22 protein-coding genes are annotated in these 19,824 nt (G+C 39.7%); 21 read left to right on the forward strand and 1 reads right to left on the reverse strand.

Features of this window, described 5'->3' with window-relative positions; translation table 11 throughout:
• Window positions 1-28 precede the first annotated feature (28 nt).
• From sipW to AA980_RS15435, 11 genes are all read left to right on the forward strand, one after another.
• The gene (gene sipW, locus AA980_RS15390; RefSeq protein ID WP_024028690.1) at window positions 29-613 is read left to right on the forward strand and encodes a signal peptidase I SipW; all 585 of its coding nucleotides are present in this window, start codon (window positions 29-31) and stop codon (window positions 611-613) included.
• Between the two features lie 60 nt (window positions 614-673).
• Window positions 674-1,297: a TasA family protein gene (locus AA980_RS15395; protein ID WP_047771709.1), complete on the forward strand. Its 624-nt coding sequence runs from the start codon at window positions 674-676 to the stop codon at window positions 1,295-1,297.
• Between the two features lie 99 nt (window positions 1,298-1,396).
• Window positions 1,397-1,630, forward strand: a complete 234-nt coding sequence (locus tag AA980_RS26975) for a hypothetical protein (RefSeq protein WP_156351185.1) — start codon at window positions 1,397-1,399, stop codon at window positions 1,628-1,630.
• A 137-nt stretch (window positions 1,631-1,767) separates the two neighbouring features.
• Window positions 1,768-2,019, forward strand: a complete 252-nt coding sequence (locus AA980_RS15400) for a DUF2535 family protein (RefSeq protein WP_024028688.1) — start codon at window positions 1,768-1,770, stop codon at window positions 2,017-2,019.
• Window positions 2,020-2,163: 144 nt separating this feature from the next.
• Entirely contained in the window at window positions 2,164-3,006 is an 843-nt protein-coding gene (locus AA980_RS15405; RefSeq protein WP_024028687.1) for a DegV family protein, read from the forward strand.
• Window positions 3,007-3,109: 103 nt separating this feature from the next.
• A complete protein-coding gene (locus AA980_RS15410; RefSeq protein ID WP_024028686.1) occupies window positions 3,110-4,618 on the forward strand; it encodes a spore germination protein in 1,509 nt (502 codons plus the stop codon).
• A gap of 11 nt (window positions 4,619-4,629) precedes the next feature.
• The gene (locus AA980_RS15415) at window positions 4,630-5,751 is read left to right on the forward strand and encodes a GerAB/ArcD/ProY family transporter (RefSeq protein ID WP_024028685.1); all 1,122 of its coding nucleotides are present in this window, start codon (window positions 4,630-4,632) and stop codon (window positions 5,749-5,751) included.
• Window positions 5,735-6,892 carry a Ger(x)C family spore germination protein gene (locus AA980_RS15420; RefSeq protein ID WP_024028684.1) on the forward strand — a complete coding sequence of 386 codons (1,158 nt, stop codon included), beginning with the start codon at window positions 5,735-5,737 and terminating at the stop codon, window positions 6,890-6,892. The genes AA980_RS15415 and AA980_RS15420 overlap by 17 nt, the downstream gene beginning before the upstream one ends.
• Window positions 6,893-6,970: 78 nt before the next feature.
• On the forward strand, window positions 6,971-7,546 hold the full coding sequence (locus AA980_RS15425; RefSeq protein ID WP_034724129.1) for an SCO family protein: 576 nt from the start codon (window positions 6,971-6,973) through the stop codon (window positions 7,544-7,546).
• Between the two features lie 112 nt (window positions 7,547-7,658).
• Window positions 7,659-8,483, forward strand: a complete 825-nt coding sequence (locus AA980_RS15430; RefSeq protein ID WP_024028682.1) for an SGNH/GDSL hydrolase family protein — start codon at window positions 7,659-7,661, stop codon at window positions 8,481-8,483.
• Between the two features lie 5 nt (window positions 8,484-8,488).
• On the forward strand, window positions 8,489-9,067 hold the full coding sequence (locus tag AA980_RS15435) for a YpmS family protein (protein ID WP_024028681.1): 579 nt from the start codon (window positions 8,489-8,491) through the stop codon (window positions 9,065-9,067).
• Between the two features lie 68 nt (window positions 9,068-9,135).
• On the opposite strand, the gene AA980_RS15440 is transcribed toward AA980_RS15435, so the two are convergent.
• On the reverse strand, window positions 9,136-9,888 hold the full coding sequence (locus AA980_RS15440; RefSeq protein ID WP_024028680.1) for a DUF4397 domain-containing protein: 753 nt from the start codon (window positions 9,886-9,888) through the stop codon (window positions 9,136-9,138).
• 329 nt (window positions 9,889-10,217) lie between these two features.
• On the opposite strand from AA980_RS15440, the gene rsgA reads away from it, so the two are divergent.
• The 10 genes from rsgA to AA980_RS15485 all read left to right on the forward strand — a co-directional run bounded on the left by rsgA (window position 10,218) and on the right by AA980_RS15485 (window position 19,754).
• A complete protein-coding gene (gene rsgA / locus AA980_RS15445) occupies window positions 10,218-11,285 on the forward strand; it encodes a ribosome small subunit-dependent GTPase A (protein WP_024028679.1) in 1,068 nt (355 codons plus the stop codon).
• Between the two features lie 577 nt (window positions 11,286-11,862).
• Complete coding sequence (gene msrA / locus AA980_RS15450; protein ID WP_024028678.1) at window positions 11,863-12,405, forward strand: peptide-methionine (S)-S-oxide reductase MsrA; 543 nt, start codon at window positions 11,863-11,865, stop codon at window positions 12,403-12,405.
• Complete coding sequence (gene msrB, locus AA980_RS15455) at window positions 12,395-12,826, forward strand: peptide-methionine (R)-S-oxide reductase MsrB (protein ID WP_152681156.1); 432 nt, start codon at window positions 12,395-12,397, stop codon at window positions 12,824-12,826. The genes msrA and msrB overlap by 11 nt, the downstream gene beginning before the upstream one ends.
• 139 nt (window positions 12,827-12,965) lie before the next feature.
• Window positions 12,966-13,133: a YjcZ family sporulation protein gene (locus tag AA980_RS28160; RefSeq protein ID WP_024028676.1), complete on the forward strand. Its 168-nt coding sequence runs from the start codon at window positions 12,966-12,968 to the stop codon at window positions 13,131-13,133.
• Between the two features lie 246 nt (window positions 13,134-13,379).
• On the forward strand, window positions 13,380-14,735 hold the full coding sequence (locus tag AA980_RS15460) for an aspartate aminotransferase family protein (protein WP_024028675.1): 1,356 nt from the start codon (window positions 13,380-13,382) through the stop codon (window positions 14,733-14,735).
• A complete protein-coding gene (locus tag AA980_RS15465; RefSeq protein WP_024028674.1) occupies window positions 14,736-15,428 on the forward strand; it encodes a 3-oxoacid CoA-transferase subunit A in 693 nt (230 codons plus the stop codon).
• Entirely contained in the window at window positions 15,413-16,078 is a 666-nt protein-coding gene (locus AA980_RS15470) for a 3-oxoacid CoA-transferase subunit B (RefSeq protein WP_024028673.1), read from the forward strand. The genes AA980_RS15465 and AA980_RS15470 overlap by 16 nt, the downstream gene beginning before the upstream one ends.
• A 30-nt stretch (window positions 16,079-16,108) precedes the next feature.
• Window positions 16,109-17,395, forward strand: a complete 1,287-nt coding sequence (locus AA980_RS15475) for a peptidase (RefSeq protein ID WP_024028672.1) — start codon at window positions 16,109-16,111, stop codon at window positions 17,393-17,395.
• A gap of 42 nt (window positions 17,396-17,437) precedes the next feature.
• On the forward strand, window positions 17,438-18,292 hold the full coding sequence (ablB, locus tag AA980_RS15480; protein ID WP_024028671.1) for a putative beta-lysine N-acetyltransferase: 855 nt from the start codon (window positions 17,438-17,440) through the stop codon (window positions 18,290-18,292).
• Window positions 18,293-18,359: 67 nt separating this feature from the next.
• Complete coding sequence (locus AA980_RS15485; RefSeq protein ID WP_024028670.1) at window positions 18,360-19,754, forward strand: sigma-54 interaction domain-containing protein; 1,395 nt, start codon at window positions 18,360-18,362, stop codon at window positions 19,752-19,754.
• Window positions 19,755-19,824 lie beyond the last annotated feature (70 nt).

The following is a 19,824-nucleotide window of genomic DNA, read 5'->3' on the forward strand; positions in this document are numbered from 1 at the left end:
TAATTTTGAAATAGAAAGGTAGAGGAATATGAAAGTAAAAACAGTGAAAAAGTGGATGAGTAACATAATTTCGGTAATCTTATTATTAGTTTTTGTATTAATGCTATTTGTTGTTGTTTCCTCGAAAGCAGCGGGTGGAGAACCGCAAGCATTTGGTTACCAATTAAAGACGGTCTTATCGGGATCGATGGAACCTGGAATAAAGACGGGGTCAATAATTGTAGTGAAACCTACCGCTGACACGAAAAGGTTCAAAAAAAATGACGTAATCACTTTTAAGGAAGAAGAGAACAAATTAATCACACACAGGATTGTGGAAGTAATAAAAGATGGCGAAACCGTAATGTATAGAACTAAGGGTGATAATAATAAGACTGAAGATATGAACCCTGTTCTATCAGAGAACGTTGTGGCGATGTTTACCGGTTTTACGATTCCCTACCTAGGCTATTTTACGGAATTTTCTAAGTCCAAACAAGGAAATGCGCTCTTATTAATCCTACCTGGTATTTTACTTTTACTTTATTCAGTATTTACCATCTGGAAAACAATTTCTAAACTAGAAAAGGATAATAAATCATCTTCACAGGATACAGAAAAATCTATTAGCTAAAAACGTATATGAAGGGATTTTCTTTTATTAAGAGGAAGTCCCTTCCTAATGGAGGATACTATGAATAAAAAAAAAGTAGTTACTGTCTTGGTTTGTTATTTTTTGTTAGTAGGAATTATCATCTTTGTCCCCTTTTCTCAAAAAACCTATGCTGCTGGGGTGCAGGACATAGACATTGCTACCTCGCCAGAAAAGGTTTTATTTGATGTATCTAATTTAAAGCCAGGTGATTGGGCGGAACGAACCTTAACAATTCAAAATAAAGGGAAACAGGATTTAAAGTATTTATTCTCTAGCAAACTAAAAGAAGGATCTGATAAGTTTTATAAAGAGCTGAAATTAATAGTATCAGATAAAAACAATGTGTTATTCGATGGAAAAATGCAGGATTTCAACAAATTAGATCCTAGGTTTATCGGAAAAAATAACACCGAACAATTATTTTTTAAAGTGGCAGTACCAGAAGAATTAGATAATCAGTACCAAGGGCTTACCTGTAAGGTAGAATTTAAATTCTATGTGGAAGGCACGTTAGGCGGCTTATTGCCAGTAGATGGTCCTAAACTACCTGAAACCGGTACAAATATGTTCAATATCATAGTAGCTGGAGCCGCTTTGATTTTAACAGGTTCAATCTTTCAGTTTGTTCTTGCAAGGCGTAGAAAAATAGCTAAACAAGCTTAATAATGCCTTGATTGTAGATCGATGATCAAGACTTTTATTCTATTAGTCTAAAAAGAGACATATAAATTTTTAAAGAAATACAATAAACGGGAGCTGATAATGATGTACAAAAAGACCTGCCCCAAATGCCATCAACCATCCTTCAGCAGCAGTATTTCAGACAAATGGACCTGCCCAACCTGCAGCAATGACCTCACCCATGAAAGACCCCATGATGCTGAGTCCAGCAAACGAATTAAACCACAATTGTATTTAATCAAAAACTGTGATGCCCAATTTAACCCGAAATCTGATCCGCAGATGAGCCCTTATTTATTTAAATCATTTGACTAGGACAGACCAAAGACTGTGGTCTGTTTTTTGATGTGAAAAATTCACAAAAGTTTTCCTAAACCAAGCATAATTTGACACATTTCGGGGTGCGTTGGGTGTATAATATAGTCAAACGGGTGAAAAAGAGGATTGATATTTTGTTATTGAAAAGCCTAGAGTTCAAAACTAATGTTGGACAGAAGGTTAAGGTTATGGAGATTCCTGTATTGGAGGAAGATAGTAAGTATAAATTTATGATCCAAGTCCGTTTACAGACGTTTCTGACGTCGATTTGCCGGGAGAAATTTCCGAAAAAATGTTACTCCTTTAAAGATTACTTGAAGAAGGTCATGAAGTGGCCGGATTATGAGCAATTATTTAAGGTTGGAGAACTAAAGAATAACGCATAATTCCCTTCGAGTATCGGGTGTTCCGGTACTCTTTTTATTTTACCATTGCGAATAGCCTGACTATTAAAGGGACTGATAGATTGTGTTTCATTCAGTGGCTGAAACCTGTATAATACTAAGCAGTATTCCTAGGGATGTGAATGTATGAGCAGAATAAAAATTGTCACCGATTCGACATTGGATATATCAAAAGAAGCTGCTGAAAAGCTGGGCATTATTGTTGTTCCTTTAGCGATAACGATAAATGGAGAAACCTATTTAGACCGGGTTGAATTGGAACCAGCTGAATTTATTGAAAATATGAACAGCTCTAAGGAACTGCCGAAAAGCTCACAGCCATCCACCGGCGCCTTTCTGGAAGTTTATGACCGTCTTGGGGAAGAGGGCTATGAAGTCCTATCCATTCATATGACCGGCAAATTGAGTGGAACGGTACGCTCAGCAGAAAGTGCTGCGCAAATGACCGAGACAAAGGTAACGGTGGTTGATTCCAAGTTTATTTCGAAAGCCCTTTCGTTTCAAGTAAGGGAAGCGGCTGTACTTGCCGAACAGGGGAAAAGCATGGATGAAATTCTCGACCATATCGAGGTAATCCGCAGGTCTACAAAATTATACATAATGGTGGATACATTAGAGAACCTTGTAAAGGGCGGGCGTATCGGCAAAGGAAAGGCCTTTATCGGCTCGCTTTTAAATATCAAACCGATTGCTTCCCTTGAAGATGCAGAATATACACCGGTTACGAAGGTGCGCAGTCATTCACAGGTTGTTAAATTTATGGCGAAGCAGTTCGCAGAGGATGTTAAAGGGAAAACAATTCGCGGTGTCGGCATTGCTCACGCTGAAGCATATGGGCTGTCAAAAAAAATAAAAGAAGCAATATATGAAGTAACTGGGTTTCAGGATATTGAAATTGACTACACTGGCCCAATTGTCAGCACCCATACCGGACCGGGTGCACTTGCCTTAATGTATTATTTTGATTAAGAATATCAAGACTGGATGGTGCCTGACACCATCCAGTCTTTTTTTTGGTAAAAGTAAAATTTTTGGTCATCCTAAAAGAAATTAATATTCAAAGGTGTTGCCAATGATTAAATGGTTGCTAGGAAAAAAATCGACAGAACCGTCAAAAGCTCATAGTTTCATTATCGATGAACTTAAGGAACAAATAAAAAGCGAATTAAAGGTCGGTTCAGAACTTACCTATAGAACCTTAAAAAAAGATAAGCAAAAGCTGGTTTTTTGTTTTATGGATAGCTTAGTTTATAAACCTGGTCTAGATGAGTTTATTATCGCTCCGATTCAAAAGAATGCAAAATTGGAATGGACCTGCGAAGCAATTGCTCAAATACTGCCTATATCAGATTTGTCAGCAGTTAATCAATTAGATGAGGTCGTCACAGGAATTATCGAAGGAAAGGTTTACATTTATGTTGAAGGACAGCCATACGGATTACAAGCTGATGTAAGTAAGACGGTTGAAAGGGGCATTGAAAAAGCTGAGACGGAATCACTTGTTTATGGGCCGAAAATTGCTTTTACAGAATCACTGATTGGAAATATTAATATTTTAAGGCACAACATAAAAGATCCTAACCTATGCATGGAAGATTTGACGGTTGGAACAAGATCAAAATCCAAGGTGAAGCTAATTTATATTAAAGACATCGCAGCTGAAGAACATGTGAATGGATTTCGGGAGAAAATTAATCAACTTGAGATTGACCATGTTGCCGGCGCTACAGTCCTTGGTCAATTAATTGAAAATAATAGTTGGAGCGTTTTCCCGCAATTAGTGACAACAGAGCTTCCCGATCGGGTCACAATTGCCTTAATGAGAGGAAAAGTCGTTGTACTAATGGACAGGAGTCCAGATGCCTTATATGGACCAACACCTTTTTTTACCTTTTTCGAATCCACAGAAGATGTTTATATGCGCTGGAATATGGGACTTGGTCTACGATTTTTACGGTTACTGGCAGCTTTCTTATCTGTACTCCTCACACCAGCTTATGTAGCTGTTCTAACCTACGAGGTGATTCCATCCGCATTACTTGTTTCATTGGGTCAATCTCGGGCGAATGTACCATTTCCACCTGTGTTTGAGGCACTTCTGCTTGAATTTTTTATTGAGCTCCTACGAGAGGCAGGAGCGAGGCTGCCAACCAAAGTCGGTCAAACTATGGGTATTGTTGGTGGTATTGTCATCGGACAAGCGGCAGTTGACGCTGGGTTCACAAGCAATATCTTAATAATTATTATAGCCCTTAGTGCGCTCGGCTCTTTTACCACTCCCAGTTATTTAATGGGTACGGCGATAAGGATGGTTCGTTTTCCGATAATTATTTTAGCTGGAATTTTGGGTGGAATCGGTATCATGATTGCTTTTTGTTTTTTCATCATTCACCTCTTAAAATTGGACACGATGGGTGGGTCTTATCTTTCACCTGTCTATCCGTTAAGATGGAAGGACTTAGGCTACAGTTTCTTCCGGGTGCCAACCCAATATCTTTCGAAACGACCAATAACGAACCACCCAATAGATGTGCAACGATTTTCAGCCCCAAAAGCGAAAAAAAAGGATGTAGATGAATAGGAGCGAAAAACATGAAAGTGAATTTACATCCGAAGGAAAGTTTACTGTTTAACGCTTTTCAACTTATATTTATTATCCACTCCGTTCAAGTAGGGGTGGGGGTTGTGGGACTGCCGAAAATTGTCTTTTTAGAGACGAAACATGATGCCTGGATTGTCGTGTTCTTTGCGGGAGTTCTCACCTCGGTTATCTTGTGGTTCATGATCGTGATGTTAAGGCAGTATGACAGTGCTGATTTTTATGGAATTCATGTTGATGTGTTTGGAAAATGGCTGGGTAATTTTCTCAGTTTTGGTTATATAATCTATTTAATAGCTTGCTTCTTCGTGATTTTTATGAATTATACCGAAATCGTCCAGGTTTGGATATTTCCCAAATTGCCAACCTGGCAGCTAGCATTCATCCTAATTTTGTTAGCCGTTTATGCTGTTCATGGTGGCATTCGAGTCATTGTTGGTGTTTCTTTTCTCTCCGTTATAGGGACTTTATGGATCATCCTTGTGTTATTTGTCCCGTTGCGGTATGCAGACTTCACACATATTTATCCGATTATGAATGTGGACATTAAACACATGTTAAAAGGTATTCAAAGGACATCGCTTTCGATTATGGGTTTTGAATTAATCATGTTTGTTTATCCATTTGTTAAGGAGAAACACCGCGCTCTTCTATATGTCCAAATTGGGAATCTCTTCACAACGTTTACCTATACACTGGTCACTTTTATATCCATTGTCTTTTTTGCAGAAGATGGCCTCAGTAAGGTCATTTGGCCAGTGATATCGATGTTAAAAATTGTCCGTCTTCCCAATCTTGAAAGATTTGAATTTATAGCCGTCTCCTTTTGGATGCTCGTTATTTTACCTAATTTGTGTCTCTACTTATGGGCATCATCAAAGGGATTTTCTAGAATCATAAAAAGGACGCAAAAAATGGGGATTTGGATTATTGCAATTGTGGCTTTTGGAGCATCCTTCTTCGTTAAGGCCAGATATCAAATGAATATGGTTACCGATCTAGTTGCAAAAGCTGGTTTTTATGCGGCTTTTTGTTACCCTGTCGTTCTATCCATTATTGTCTACTTGAAGAAGTGGTTGGCAAGGAGGAAAAAATCGCATGTTAAATCGGCTTAAATGGATAATGCTCGCAGCGTTTTTTTCATGTGTCATGTTGATTTCAGGGTGTGCCGAGAAAAAACAATTAGAAAAGTTGGGATTAAGTACGGCAGTGGGATACGATTTGGAAAAAGAAAATCATATTAGAGGTACAGTGGTTATCCATAAGTTCGATCCTTTGGCAAAAAATTTGACCGAGATTATTACGGTTGAAGCTAATACGAGCAAGACTCTAAGGCAAAAGCAGAATCTTGAAACGGACCAAAAGCTTGTATCTGGTCAGCTTCGCTGTGTCATTTACAGTAAGGAATTGGCGAAAAAAGGAATTGTACAACTGGTTGATGCCCTAAATCGTGATCCTACTATAGGGAATACAGTTTATTTAACAGTGACAGATGGTAAGGCTTCTACGATTATGAATATGGACAAAGAGAATCAAAAAATAGATCTTGGGACCTATCTATATAATTTAATTAAACAAAATGTCGAAAGTGAGCAGCTTCTTTTGCCGACACTTTTTGAATTTAATCATCGCTACAATGACCATGGAAAAGATCCAGTTTTACCGATTCTTAGGATTAAAAATGGGAATGTTATTCTATCAGGTGTAGCTCTTTTTCAGGATGATCGTACAGTGGCAGAATTAAAAGGGGACAATATTTTTTATTTGAAAATCCTATCAGATAAATTTAAATCTGGGACACATGAAATGGGTTTTGACCGTTCACGATTTAAAAAGCTCATCATGAATCAAGAAGGAAATGCATTTAGGACCGTTTACAAAAAACTATTTCTTAATATTGATAATATTCGCAGTAATACAAAAATCAAATTGGTTGATAAAAAAAATCTCCGTTTTAAGGTAGCAATAAAGCTCCAATCTAGGTTGTTAGAAGCTACAGAGCCATTAGATCTAGCTAATCCGGCGAATATTGAGTATATAGAAAAAGTGGTCGGTAAGGAAATGGAAAAGGAAATAAAAAAGTTACTCATCTTTTTCCAAAAGAATAAAGTCGATCCAATTGGGATCGGAAATGAATATATAGCACATAACCGCGGAAAAATGCTTACTAAAAAGGAATGGAGAGATAAATACAAGGATGTTAAATTTGATGTCCATGTCCAAAACACGATAGTAAAAACAGGAGTAATTGATTAAAGCTTGAATACTTTCTTCTTTTTAAAAAGTTTGTTAGACTATTCACGTAATAGAAAAGAAAAGTATGCAGGTGATAGGATGAAATTTCGGTTTTTGTGGTTATTATTGGTTATTTGTACCCTGTTAGTGTCAGCCTGTGGGCAAAAGAAAATTGAAAATGAGGTTACTTGGCCGGTTAAGGATTTTTCCGCGACCACTCAGGATAACAAGCCGTTTGGCTTAAAAGATTTAAAGGGTAAAATAACGATTTCTAACTTTATTTTTACCAGTTGTCCAGATATATGCCCGCCGATGACTTCCAATCTGATGAAATTACAGAAAATGGTGAAAGATGAAGGGTTAAAGGATGTGGAATTTGTCTCCATTAGTGTGGATCCAACGGTAGACACACCTGAAGTGCTAACCCGCTATGCCAATCAATTTGGTGTTGACTTTAATAATTGGACATTTCTAACTGGCTATTCTCAAGAATTTATAGAAGAATATGCACCGAAAAACTTTAAAACAATTGTTAAAAAGGTGTCAGAGGGTAATGTCATGCACCAACCGTATTTTTATCTAATCGATCAGGACGGGAACATAAAAAAAACATATAAAGGGAACGAACAAGTTCCTTTTGATGAAATTATCAGTGATATCAAGGCATTACAATAGACCAATTAATGGGTCTATTTTTTTATCCAAGAATATGATATAGTACATTTTTGTTTTGTATGATTGGTGTCGTGTTATAATAATATTAGTTTAGAAGGCAGGTGAATAAAAAATGAAAAGGTTTTTCACTCTTCTAATTCTCTCAACATTTTGTTTATCATCCTGCAGTCAGTCAGATCAGTTGGCATTACATCAGGAGAAGAAGGCAGCGACCCAGGTTTTTAAACCGATTCCTGCTGATTTTGTACCGCGGAATTTCACCGTGCTGTCTGCTGGCGATTCCTTAACTCAAGGTGTCGGCGATAGTACGAATCAAGGCGGTTATTTACCATATTTAAAAACATTGCTTGAAAAAGAAAAAGGCGTCCAGCAGGTGGATTTCTTTAATTATGGGATAACGGGAAATCGAACGACGCAGTTATTAAAAAGGCTGAAGACACCTGAAATGAAGGCAGACTTACAGAAAGCGGACATGGTCATTATTACGATTGGCGGAAATGATATCATGAAGGTAGTAAAGGATAACTTTACCAATCTGCAGCTTCCTGTTTTTACAAAAGAAAAAGAAACCTTCCGCCAACATTTAATACAAATTTTCGAGGCGATTGTTCAAGAAAACCCACACGCATCGATTGTGTTAGTCGGGCTGTACAATCCGTTTTCCAAATGGTTTTCTGATATTAAAGAAATGGATGAGATTGTTTCCGATTGGAATAAAGCTGGTCAATCGGTTGTTGCTAACTATCCTAACGCCTATTTTGTACCGATTGAAGATTTGTTTTTGAATACAGAGGAAAATCTTTTGTTTACTGATAATTTCCATCCGAATGACAAAGGTTATGAACTGATTGCCGAGAGATTAAACGAGACCTTGGAAGCACGGGTAATCCCTGATTTAGCGAAAAAAGCATTCCTGGTGACGACAGAGGAGAATTAGTTTTTATGAAAAATAAATGGAAGATTGGATTTCTAATCTTGTTAGGAATCAACCTTTTATCCGCTATTATTATCATATCATTGATTATGTTTCCGTCTGCAGATAAAGAAATCAGCAAATGGAAGGCTCCAGTGGGCGACCATGTAACATTTAATGTGAAGTCAAATAAATCTGATTTAAATAAGCTTATTAATCATTATCTAAAACAGGAAGCTGCCGATTCTCCCATTGCTTATCGGGTATTATTGGGGGACGAAGTGGAACTATACGGAACCTTGCCGTTTTTTAGTGAACAATTAAATATGAAATTAACATTTGAACCAGAGGCATTAAATAATGGCGACTTGGTCCTAAAGCAAAAAACGATGTCGATTGGCAGTTTAAACCTGCCGATTTCATATGTTTTAACTATTATTAATGAAAATTATAAGCTCCCAAAAGGAGTACACATTAAACCAAATGACAAACTTGTCTATGTAAACATGCAGCAATTAAAGCTGAAGAGTGATATTAAAATTAAAGCGAACAAATTTGATCTGAAAAAAGATGACATATCGTTTTCTTTATTAGTGCCTGTAAAATAGGTGCCTCGTCATTTGAGGCACCTTTTTTTGTAGGATTTTTTCGATGCTGATTGAATGGAACCAAGGTATTAATCCTTAATACTGATAATTTGAAATTCTGGTTTATCTTTTGTTAACCCTACAAATACGATTGTGCAGCTTTCATTGGCCCTGAATTGAAGCTGAGGGATAGGCAGGATAATGGTCTCGCTGCCTGCTTCTCTTACTTCGAGGTCTACGGTCATCGGTGTTAGAGCTAAATATTCTGTTGCCTGCTTATAGGTAAGGTTTGGAAAGACTATATCCCTGTCCTTAACGGCAATATCAAGCGGCTGGGTGTCCGGTGATAGGTGGATGAAACGGACCTTGGCTTCATTTGCTGGCACCTGGGGTAGATTTTCAAACATCAAAAGGCGCATTTTTTTGACATGGTCAATGGTTGCCAGTGTATAGGATTTACCCGGCTCCATGGTAATTTTTTTATTTAAAACACTATCCACCATGTTTCCTGCGGGGTATATATCAATATGGTATTTACCAGCCCTTAATGGAATATCCGTACTAACATTTTTAAATGGCAGGTCTCTGATCATCCGTTTCCCATTTATATAAATATCAACATTGGAGGCATCATGGGAGGTATGAAGGACGCGGATCTTTGCTTCTTCTTGGTAGGTTTGAGAATGAGTACGCATCATGTCCATTGCTTTATTCATGTTTTTATAGTGTTTTAAATAGAAATGCATGTGTAAGCCTGGATTTGAATATTTATAGAACTGTGCTAATAAATCATACATGGCTGCCTTTTGAAGATAATCCGCATGGGTTCTTTTTTCAGACATACGAGCAACTCCTATCAAATCGTTTACAACATAAGATATTCATGTTTTATTAGGTGGGTGTCTATTTTTCTTACCCGTTAGAAATATATCCATTTATTATTTACAAATGGATAATTTACACATATAATGATTACAAATAAGTCTGAAAGCGGGTGACGTGCAATGTTAATTGAAAATACGAAGAAAATCAATTATTTGAATATTGTTTGCACAGCCCGTAAATTTTCTATTTAGGATTTTATTACCTTATTTCCTTATGCGAATCAAACCATGGGCTGTGCGTGCCTATGGTTTTTTATTTTTCAAAAAAATTCGCTGGAGGAATAAGAATGAATTTATTATCAATTGGTTTAACTGACATAGAAACAAAAGAATTTGCTCAAATCAACAGAGATGAGGATTTAATCCTTGGCCGCGTGGCACTTGAGCATAAGCAGATGTACCGAGTGTGGACGGAACTTGGTGAATTATTATGTGAAGTAACAGGTAAGTTCAGCTTTCAGGCAATATCACGGGAAGATTTCCCAGCGGTTGGTGATTGGGTCGCCATTAAGCCTCGTGCTGAGGAAGGAAAGGGTACAATTATTACCGTATTACCGCGAAAAAGTAAGTTTTCAAGAAAATCGGCAGGGGGGACGGCCGAAGAACAAATTATTGCAGCAAACGTGGATACTGTATTTCTCGTTAACTCCTTAAATGAAGACTTAAATTTAAGAAGAATCGAGCGTTATTTATTACTGACATGGGAAAGCGGTGCCAACCCTGTTTTAGTGTTAAGTAAAGCAGATCTTTGTCAAAATATTGAAGAGAAAATCGCTGCAGTGGAAGCCATTGCATTTGGTGGTGTTCCGATCATTCCGATTAGCGCAGAAACGCTTACCGGACTTGAAAAGCTCGAACCATTTTTACAGCCGGGAAAAACAATTGCATTGCTTGGTTCTTCCGGGGTCGGGAAATCAACCTTAACGAACCGATTATTAGGTGCTGAGAAGCAATTGGTCCAAGAGATTCGTGAGGCAGATGATAAGGGGAGACACACAACCACCCATCGGGAACTCATTCTCTTGCCGATTGGATGCGTCTTGATTGATACACCGGGGATGCGGGAATTGCAGCTTTGGGAAAGTGCAGATGGATTAGCGGAAACCTTTTCAGAGATCGAAGTGTTAGCGGAAAATTGCCGATTCCGTGATTGCCAGCATACTGATGAGCCAGGCTGCGCTGTGAGGACTGCCATTAATGACGGGCAGCTTGCGGCTGAAAGGCTGGTAAGTTACACAAAGCTGCAAAAGGAGCTGGCGTTTATTGAAAGGAAAGCCGATAAACGCGCCCAAGCTGAAGTAAGAAAACAATGGAAGACTCTAAACAAACAAATGAAACAACGGAAAAGCCGTTAATGAATCATCCCGAGGCAGAATAAAGCTGTCTCGGTTTTTTTATAATATCAGAATTTATTTGGCTTTTCTTTTAAAATCCGATTCGCTAATAAATTGAAATATTCGCTAATAAGTGGTCCAGATACGCTAATAAACCATCTAGATTCGCTAATAAACTCCCGAAATTCGCTAATAAAAAATTGGATGAGTATAATTGACTGAATTCCTTGTGGGAAAAACATGTTTTTCAGACGGGCGAGTCTCTTCTAATTACATTTTTCGCTAAATCGACGTCCAAAATGGATAAACTATCACACAACAGGCTGTTTTTTTCCCAAAAGTTACTGTATTTAATGCAATTTGAGGTACTTTTAAAAGATAAGAAATTTCGACTTCGAGAATTGTCCAGCTCCAGTGCCTAGCCCTTCGAAGTCATAAGGCAATCCGTCTATAAGGTTAAAACGCAACCTTTCGGTCGGCTCATCTTGTGCTTGTCGGGGCTGAACAAGGCGCTTGCGCTTTTCTTATTTCGGACAGTTGATTTTATTTTTGCAGAAACTTTCGTTATACTTTTAGATAAGCTGAAAGGGGTGGGAACGTGGAAAAGAATTATCAACTAGCAACGTTTGCCGGCGGCTGTTTTTGGTGCATGGTGAAGCCATTTGATGAACAGCCAGGCATTAATAGCGTTATTTCCGGCTATACAGGGGGGACAGTTGAAAACCCGACATACCAACAAGTTTGTTCAGATACAACCGGGCATTATGAAGCAGTCCAAATAAATTATAATCCATCACTTTTTCCTTATGAAAAGCTGTTGGAATTATTTTGGCAGCAAATTGATCCAACAGATCCAGGCGGACAATTTTACGACCGCGGGCAATCCTATCAAACAGCAATATTTTACCATGATGAAACACAAAAAAGGCTTGCTGAGGAATCAAAACAAGCTTTACAAGAAAGCGGGCGGTTTAATAAGCCGATTGTAACGCCGATACTTCCGGCACAAACTTTTTATCCTGCTGAAGAATATCATCAGGGTTACTATAAGAAAAATAAAGCCCATTATGAGTCATATCACGTCGGTTCAGGTCGTGCAGGCTTTATTGGGAGGCACTGGGGGAATGAAAATGCAGAATAAAGATTTGAAAAAGGAATTAACACCAATCCAATATGAAGTAACTCAAAATAACGGAACGGAGCCGCCGTTTCGAAATGAGTACTGGAATGAAACGAGAGAAGGAATTTATGTAGACCTTGTTTCCGGAAAACCGTTATTTAGCTCACTGGATAAATTTGATGCCGGCTGTGGCTGGCCAAGCTTCACTAAACCAATACAAGCTGAAGAGGTCATTGAAAAAACCGATACGAGCCACCATATGATCCGTACAGAAGTAAGAAGTAAATCGGCAGATTCCCATTTAGGTCATGTATTTAATGATGGGCCTGAGCCAAATGGTTTGCGTTATTGCATCAATTCTGCTTCTTTACGGTTTATCGCGAAAGAAGACCTTGAAGAGGAAGGGTATCCGGAGTTTACCAAACTGTTTGAAGGAAAATAATTCTCCAAAACAAATATCATCATATCTAACCACAAAATTATCATTGTCTTGTTGGAAATAGGCGAATGCACATACAGGTCAAGTATCTACTTCATAATGTAGGAATGAAAAGACACAATTTCGTGAGGAGTGAAGGCTAATGTATGGATATGGTGGATATGGTGGTTTTGATGGCTGCTGTGGCGGCGGTTATCCCGCAGGAGGATACGGCTATGGTGGCGGCGTAGGATTTGGGTTTGGAGGATTTGCTTTAATTGTTGTCCTGTTTATCCTCTTGATAATCATTGGTGCAAGCTGGGTTTATTAATAAATAAAGCTAAGGCTGTCTTTAGAATTCATTCTAAAGGCAGCCTTTTTTTCTCCAAAGATTATTTTTTTTATTGAATAATGGAATTTTTTGGCCGAAGTGCAAAAGGGATTTTTACTAATAGTGTAGAAACTATTAAAGCAGATAAGTAAAAGATGAAATAAATAAAATGAAAGAAACAAAAAAATGAATCATACAATTTCTATAAGACCTGACATATTTTGATAAGAAAAGTGGTGCTCATTTGTGGAAAAGTCCTATTTAATTAAACCAATGCTTGATGAAGATTACCCTGTTATTGATTATGGTAAAGGGGTCTATTTATTTGATATGGAAGGCAAGAAATATTTAGATGCTGCTTCAGGTGCTGTCACCGCTAATATTGGTCATGGTGCTGCCGAAATTATGGAAGCCATGCAGGAACAGGCAAAAAAGGTCTCGTTTGTATATCGTTCGCAATTTACAAGTGGAGCAGCTGAAAAGCTGGCCCAAAAAATCGCGGCTTTGTTACCGGGAGACCTCAATTGGAGTTTTTTTGTGAACAGCGGATCAGAAGCAACGGAGACCGCGATGAAAATGGCGATTCAATATTGGCAGGAAAAGGGGATTCATACGAAAACGAAAGTTTTATCAAGATGGGTTAGTTATCATGGGATTACTTTGGGAGCGCTTTCAATGTCGGGACATACCGGCAGAAGAGCGCGGTTTGTGCCGCTGCTGGAGGACTTTCCGGTGATCAACCCGCCTTATTGCTACCGATGCCCCTATAATCTTACTGCGCCAACGTGTAATTATTTATGTGCCAGAGAGTTGAATCAAGCGATTGAGCGCATCGGGGCGGAGAAAATCGCTGCCTTCATCGCTGAACCGGTTATCGGTGCATCAGGCGGGGCAATTACACCTCCGAAAGATTATTTTAAAACAATCAAAGAGATTTGTGACGCCCATGACATCCTGTTTATAGCTGATGAAGTGATGACAGGCTCTGGCAGAACGGGAACGATGCTTGCTTCAGAACATTGGGACATCATTCCTGATATTGTTGCCTTAGGGAAAGGGCTGGGGGCAGGCTATGCACCAATTGCGGCAGCTGTTGCCAGTGAAAAGGTGATGGAGCCCATTTTGGCGGGATCAAAGTCAGTGATGAGCGGGCATACATTAAGTGCCAACCCCCAATCATGTGCCGTGGCGCTCGCTGTTCTTGAATACTTAGAAAAAAACGAGATTATGAGAGAAGTAGAAAATAAGGGAGAGTACTTAAGAAACGAGCTTGAAAAGTTAATAGCCCAATACTCCTTTGTCGGTGATGTCCGCGGGAAAGGGTTGTTACTAGGGATTGAATTCGTCGAGGACCGTATTACGAAAACACCATTCCCAAGGCATGCCTTGGTCACGCAACAAATGGTGTCACTTGCAAAAGAAAAAGGTCTCATCGTTTATCCTGCTGGGGCTGGAATTGATGGTGTTAATGGTGACTCAATTATTATTTCTCCTCCATTAACAATCACCACGAATGAAATGGAAGAACTTATAGACTTATTAGCGGCAACATTTGAAGCCTTTTCAAACCAAATAAACGCAGGAATGGCTGGTGACATGTAAATGGATAATCCGTTTGGGAAAATCACGACCTTGGAGCGTGTCTTAGAATTATTTCATAATCGGATGACAATAATGTTTGGCGGATTTGGCGGAGTAGGATCGCCGCCGGCACTTATCGATGGCATTCTTGAAAAAGGTGTTTGCGAGCTTACATTGATTGGTAATGACACGGGTTTTCCGGATATCGGCATTGGTAAATTAGTCAGCCGAGAAAGAGCTGTTAAAGTGATTGCCTCGCATATTGGTTCAAACCCTATTGCAGGGCAGTTGATACATGACGGAAAGCTTGAAGTAGAGTTTTCGCCGCAAGGCATCTTAGCAGAAAGAATCAGGGCCGGGGGGGTGGGCTTAGCCGCTATTCTTTCTGATATCGGGATGGACAACGAGCTGGTCTCAAAAGAAAAACCCCGCGTCCAGCTTGGCGGGAAGGACTATCTGATTGAAACCGCCTTAACTGCAGAGGTTTCGATTGTTTTTGCGAAAAAGGCCGATGAGTATGGAAATTTAATCTACGATAAAAGTGCCCGAAATACCAACCCGCTCGTTGCGATGGCTGGAGAAATAACGATTGCAGAGGTAGAAGAAATTGGTCCCCTTGGAAGTCTTAACCCTGAAGAAATCATTACCCCGGGTGTGTTTGTTGATTATCTGATTCCATCGAAGGGAGTGAACTGGAAATGGGCATGGGAGTAGACATCCGCAATCAAATGGCCAAAAGAGCTGCTGAGGAAATTCAAAGTGGAATGGTTGTTAACCTTGGGATTGGCATCCCTTCACTTGTTCCTAATCATTTATCAACAGAGACAATGGTGATGTTTCACGCTGAAAACGGTATTACTGGAATGGGCCCAAGTCCAGCTAATGGAGAAGAAGATGAAAACCTATGCAATGCAGGGGGATTTCCTGTCACGTTGAATAGCGGCGGTTCCTATTGTGACAGTGCGATTGCATTCGGGATGATCCGCAAAGGGAGAGTCGATATTACCATTCTCGGTTCACTTCAAGTCAGTCAGAATGGCGACCTTGCCAACTGGATTGTACCCGGGAAAAAGGTTCCGGGGATGGGCGGGGCGATGGAACTCGCCCAAAAAGCAAAAAAAGTGATTGTAGTCATGAATCATTGTGACAAACACGGCAACCCGAAAATTGTTGCCTCCTGCTCATTGCCATTAACCTCATCTGAATGTGTCGATCTTATTATTACAGATTTAGCTGTTTTTAAGGTAACCGCAGAAGGACTGCTTTTAACAGAATTGTTTGCTCCTTACAACTTGGAGGATGTTATTAATAAAACAGAGTGTGAATTTAAAATAAGTGAAAATGTTCGCAACATCCCGTACTAAGGATAAAACTGGCGAGGGGGAGTGAAGCGTTTGAAGAAACATGAAATCCGCATTAATCAGTGGTTAAAGGAGAATCGAGCTAGAGGAGCAAGGCTATTACAAATACTTGTTCGGGAAAATAGCACAAGGGGGAAGGAAAGCAGCACGCAGGCCATTATTATTGAAAAATGCCGTCAGCTTGGCTTAACACTGGATATTTGGGAGCTTGGCAGCGATGAATTAAAAGGCCACCCCGCCTATTTCTGTGACCGCCAGAGCTTCGATGGTAACCCTAACTTAGTTGCTGTATTAAAAGGCTCAGGCGGCGGTAAATCGGTTATTCTAAACGGTCATATCGATATCGTTCCTGTCGGAGACGAGTCTAGCTGGAGGCATGACCCGTTTAGCGGGACGATTGAATGTGGTAAGCTATACGGCAGGGGTGCAACAGATATGAAGGGCGGGAACGTCTCCTTGCTAATGGCACTCGAAGCCTTAATTGCTAATGGAATTAGACTTAATGGTGATGTCATCTTTCAAAGTGTGATTGAGGAAGAAAGCGGCGGAGCGGGTACACTTGCTGCTGTATTGCGTGGGTACCATGCCGATGGTGCGATTATTCCTGAGCCGACCAATATGAAAATATTCCCGAAGCAGCAGGGCTCGATGTGGTTCCGAATTACGGTTAAAGGCAGGGCTGCGCATGGCGGAACGAGGTACGAAGGCGTAAGTGCAATTGAGAAATCAGTGGGTGTCATTCAAGGATTACAGCAGTTAGAGAAAACTAGAAATGCCAAGATCACAGACCCTCTCTTTGATAAAATCCCCATTCCCATCCCAATAAATATTGGAAAAATAACAAGCGGCGAATGGCCATCTTCGGTGCCTGACACCGCTATCATCGAGGGAAGAATGGGTGTATCTCCAGAAGAAACGATCGAAGCGGCACAACTGGAAATGGAAACCGCTTTGAGGGAATGGAATCAACAGGATGAATGGTTCCGCGAAAATCCTCTGCAAATTGAATGGTTTGGCGGGAGATGGCTGCCAGGTAATCTTGAAAGTGATCATCCATTGATGAACGCACTTACAAGTAGTTTCAGCGAAGTCCTAGGTGTAAGCCCTGTCATTGAAGCAAGTCCGTGGGGAACAGATGGTGGGATTTTATCTACTGTTGGGAATACTCCGGTGGTCGTCTTCGGTCCAGGTATAACGGAAACCGCTCACGATGCTAACGAGCATATTGACCTTGAAGATATGTTCGTTGCAAGTGAGATTATCGCCCTAACATTACTGCGTTGGTGTGGAGTCAATGAAGTTTCAGATGATGATAGGTAATCAGGTTGTTCGTAAATTATTTATGATAAAGGGGTAAAAGAAATGAATCAAACGGCATCTACTATTTACCTCGAGGAAAGCAGTTATTTCCTCGAGGTTTATCTAGATCCTTTTAATAAACGTATCCGGATCGATAATTATCGTGGAAATACTAAATTACTATTAGAAAAGGCCGAAGAGCTCGTTGAACAATATCAAGCTGAAAAGCTAATTATCAAAGGCCGCAGCGAAGATTGTCTGCCGTTTTTTGAAAAGGGTCTGCAGCCGGAAGCGGTTGTCGATCGCTATTTCCTTGGTTCTGATGCCCATTTCTATTCAAAGTTTTACACCGAAGAGCGCAAGAGAAATGATCATTGGATAACGGAGGATGGGATGATTCGTAGTATTTATCAATTAGATACATCGATTCAAAAAGCCTATCCGCCAAAGGAATATGAATTAAGGAAGGCTGAAGAAAGCTGTGCAGAGGAGCTTGCGGCATTGTACCGACAAGTATTTCAAATTTATCCCACCCCATTAAATCATCCGGAATATGTAAAAAAGACGATGCAGGAGGGAACAGTCTATTATGTCTTTTTCCATCAAGGTAAGATTGTCAGTGCTGCTTCTGCAGAAATAAATGCTTTTTATAAGAACGCTGAATTAACGGATTGCGCAACATTAACGGAACATAGAAAATACGGTCTAATGAAGATTATCCTTCAAGCACTGGAAGTTGAGTTGAAAGGCCAAGGAATCTTTTGTGCCTATTCAATCGCTAGGTCCTTATCCTTCGGCATGAATGCGGTGTTATATCAGCTCGGTTACGCGTACCGTGGAAGGTTAATGAATAATTGCTTTATCTATGACAAGCTTGAAAATATGAATATGTGGGTTAAAAATCTGGCAAACTGCTAAAATTTGGGCTTATAGGTGACAACTTTTCGGCACCTTTGCAACTCGTTCAGAAGGGCAGGTGACATAAATGGTTCAATTAACGGCTTTGACGCAAGAGGTTCTAAGTGCGATTCTAAAAAGCATTGATGAAGGGATTCATGTGGTCAATACAGAGGGAAAAACGATTTTTTACAATGAAGTTGCCGCAAAGCATGATGGCATGGATGTGAAGGAAGTGCAGGGAAAGTACTTAATTGACGCATTTCCCTCGCTGACAAAAGAGTCAAGCACGTTGTTAAAGGTGATTAAAACGGGTAAGCCCATTTACAATCAAACACAAGTATACCTAAATATCCATGGGACGAGAATTGATACGATCAATACAACCCTGCCTATCCTGCTTGGCGAAGAAATTATCGGTGCTGTTGAAATCGCTAAGGACTATTCAAGAATGAAGCTACTTGCCGAAAGTCTATTAGATTTACAAAAAGGCTTAAACAAAGGCAGTCGGAAAAAGGTATTAAAGCAAGTGAATTATACCCTCGGTGATTTAATCTCTATTAATCCAGCCTTTATTAGCATGAAGGACGAGGCTAGGAAGCTAGCGAAATCAGATTCCCCAATCCTCGTCTATGGTGAATCGGGAACGGGAAAAGAATTATTCGTTCAAGGAATCCATCATGAATCACACCGTTCGGGCGGTGCGTTTATTGCGCAAAATTGTGCGGCGATACCTGAAACCCTGTTGGAAAGTATTCTTTTTGGTACGGCAAAAGGCAGCTATACAGGGGCTGTTGATCGAAAAGGGTTATTTGAACTTGCTGATGGGGGAACCCTTTTCCTTGATGAACTACATACAATGCCGATTGAACTGCAGGCAAAGCTCTTAAGAGTTTTAGAGGATGGGATGGTTAGAAGGGTTGGCGGCTCGCAGAACATATCGGTGAATGTCCGCGTTATTGCGGCGATGAATGTGCATCCAACAATTGCGCTTCAAAATCAGGTGCTCCGTTCTGACCTTTTTTACCGCTTAAATGTCTTTACCTTTTCGCTGCTTCCGTTACGGGATCGCAAAGATGATATTTTGTTCTTATCCGCTTATTTTATTAAGGAATTTAACCGGAAATTAGTGAAAAACATTCAAGGCATTGAGAAGAAGTTGGAGTTATTTTTTACTAGCTATCATTGGCCCGGGAATGTACGCGAATTAAAACACACCATCGAATATATGATGAACGTTTGTGAGGACAAGTTCCTTCGCTATGAGGATCTGCCCCTTATGTTAAGAAATCATCCCGACCCGCCAAAAGATAAAAGCTGTCCAACTGAAAGTCTATCATTAAGAAAAAATATTGAGGCATTAGAAAAAAGTCTTATCAGTGATGCCCTTGATTTATGTAAAGGAAATATTAATCAAGCGGCGAAGATATTAGAGATTCCTAGACAAACCTTGCAATATAAAATGAAAAAAATGATAACATAAGCTGCTGATTTTTCGGCAGCTTTTTAACAATGTTTAAAGGCTGAAGAATATGAATTTTCGATCAAATGTT

This window comes from Neobacillus vireti, assembly GCF_001026695.1.
Taxonomy (GTDB): domain Bacteria; phylum Bacillota; class Bacilli; order Bacillales; family Cytobacillaceae; genus Neobacillus; species Neobacillus vireti.

Coding starts and splice junctions, on each gene's coding strand:
- sipW (WP_024028690.1), top strand. CDS start 29: ATGAAAGTAAAAACAGTGAAAAAGTGGATGAGTAACATAATTTCGGTA.
- AA980_RS15395 (WP_047771709.1), top strand. CDS start 674: ATGAATAAAAAAAAAGTAGTTACTGTCTTGGTTTGTTATTTTTTGTTA.
- AA980_RS26975 (WP_156351185.1), top strand. CDS start 1,397: ATGATGTACAAAAAGACCTGCCCCAAATGCCATCAACCATCCTTCAGC.
- AA980_RS15405 (WP_024028687.1), top strand. CDS start 2,164: ATGAGCAGAATAAAAATTGTCACCGATTCGACATTGGATATATCAAAA.
- AA980_RS15410 (WP_024028686.1), top strand. CDS start 3,110: ATGATTAAATGGTTGCTAGGAAAAAAATCGACAGAACCGTCAAAAGCT.
- AA980_RS15415 (WP_024028685.1), top strand. CDS start 4,630: ATGAAAGTGAATTTACATCCGAAGGAAAGTTTACTGTTTAACGCTTTT.
- AA980_RS15420 (WP_024028684.1), top strand. CDS start 5,735: ATGTTAAATCGGCTTAAATGGATAATGCTCGCAGCGTTTTTTTCATGT.
- AA980_RS15425 (WP_034724129.1), top strand. CDS start 6,971: ATGAAATTTCGGTTTTTGTGGTTATTATTGGTTATTTGTACCCTGTTA.
- AA980_RS15430 (WP_024028682.1), top strand. CDS start 7,659: ATGAAAAGGTTTTTCACTCTTCTAATTCTCTCAACATTTTGTTTATCA.
- AA980_RS15435 (WP_024028681.1), top strand. CDS start 8,489: ATGAAAAATAAATGGAAGATTGGATTTCTAATCTTGTTAGGAATCAAC.
- AA980_RS15440 (WP_024028680.1), bottom strand. CDS start 9,888: ATGTCTGAAAAAAGAACCCATGCGGATTATCTTCAAAAGGCAGCCATG.
- rsgA (WP_024028679.1), top strand. CDS start 10,218: ATGAATTTATTATCAATTGGTTTAACTGACATAGAAACAAAAGAATTT.
- msrB (WP_152681156.1), top strand. CDS start 12,395: ATGCAGAATAAAGATTTGAAAAAGGAATTAACACCAATCCAATATGAA.
- AA980_RS28160 (WP_024028676.1), top strand. CDS start 12,966: ATGTATGGATATGGTGGATATGGTGGTTTTGATGGCTGCTGTGGCGGC.
- AA980_RS15465 (WP_024028674.1), top strand. CDS start 14,736: ATGGATAATCCGTTTGGGAAAATCACGACCTTGGAGCGTGTCTTAGAA.
- AA980_RS15470 (WP_024028673.1), top strand. CDS start 15,413: ATGGGCATGGGAGTAGACATCCGCAATCAAATGGCCAAAAGAGCTGCT.
- ablB (WP_024028671.1), top strand. CDS start 17,438: ATGAATCAAACGGCATCTACTATTTACCTCGAGGAAAGCAGTTATTTC.
- AA980_RS15485 (WP_024028670.1), top strand. CDS start 18,360: ATGGTTCAATTAACGGCTTTGACGCAAGAGGTTCTAAGTGCGATTCTA.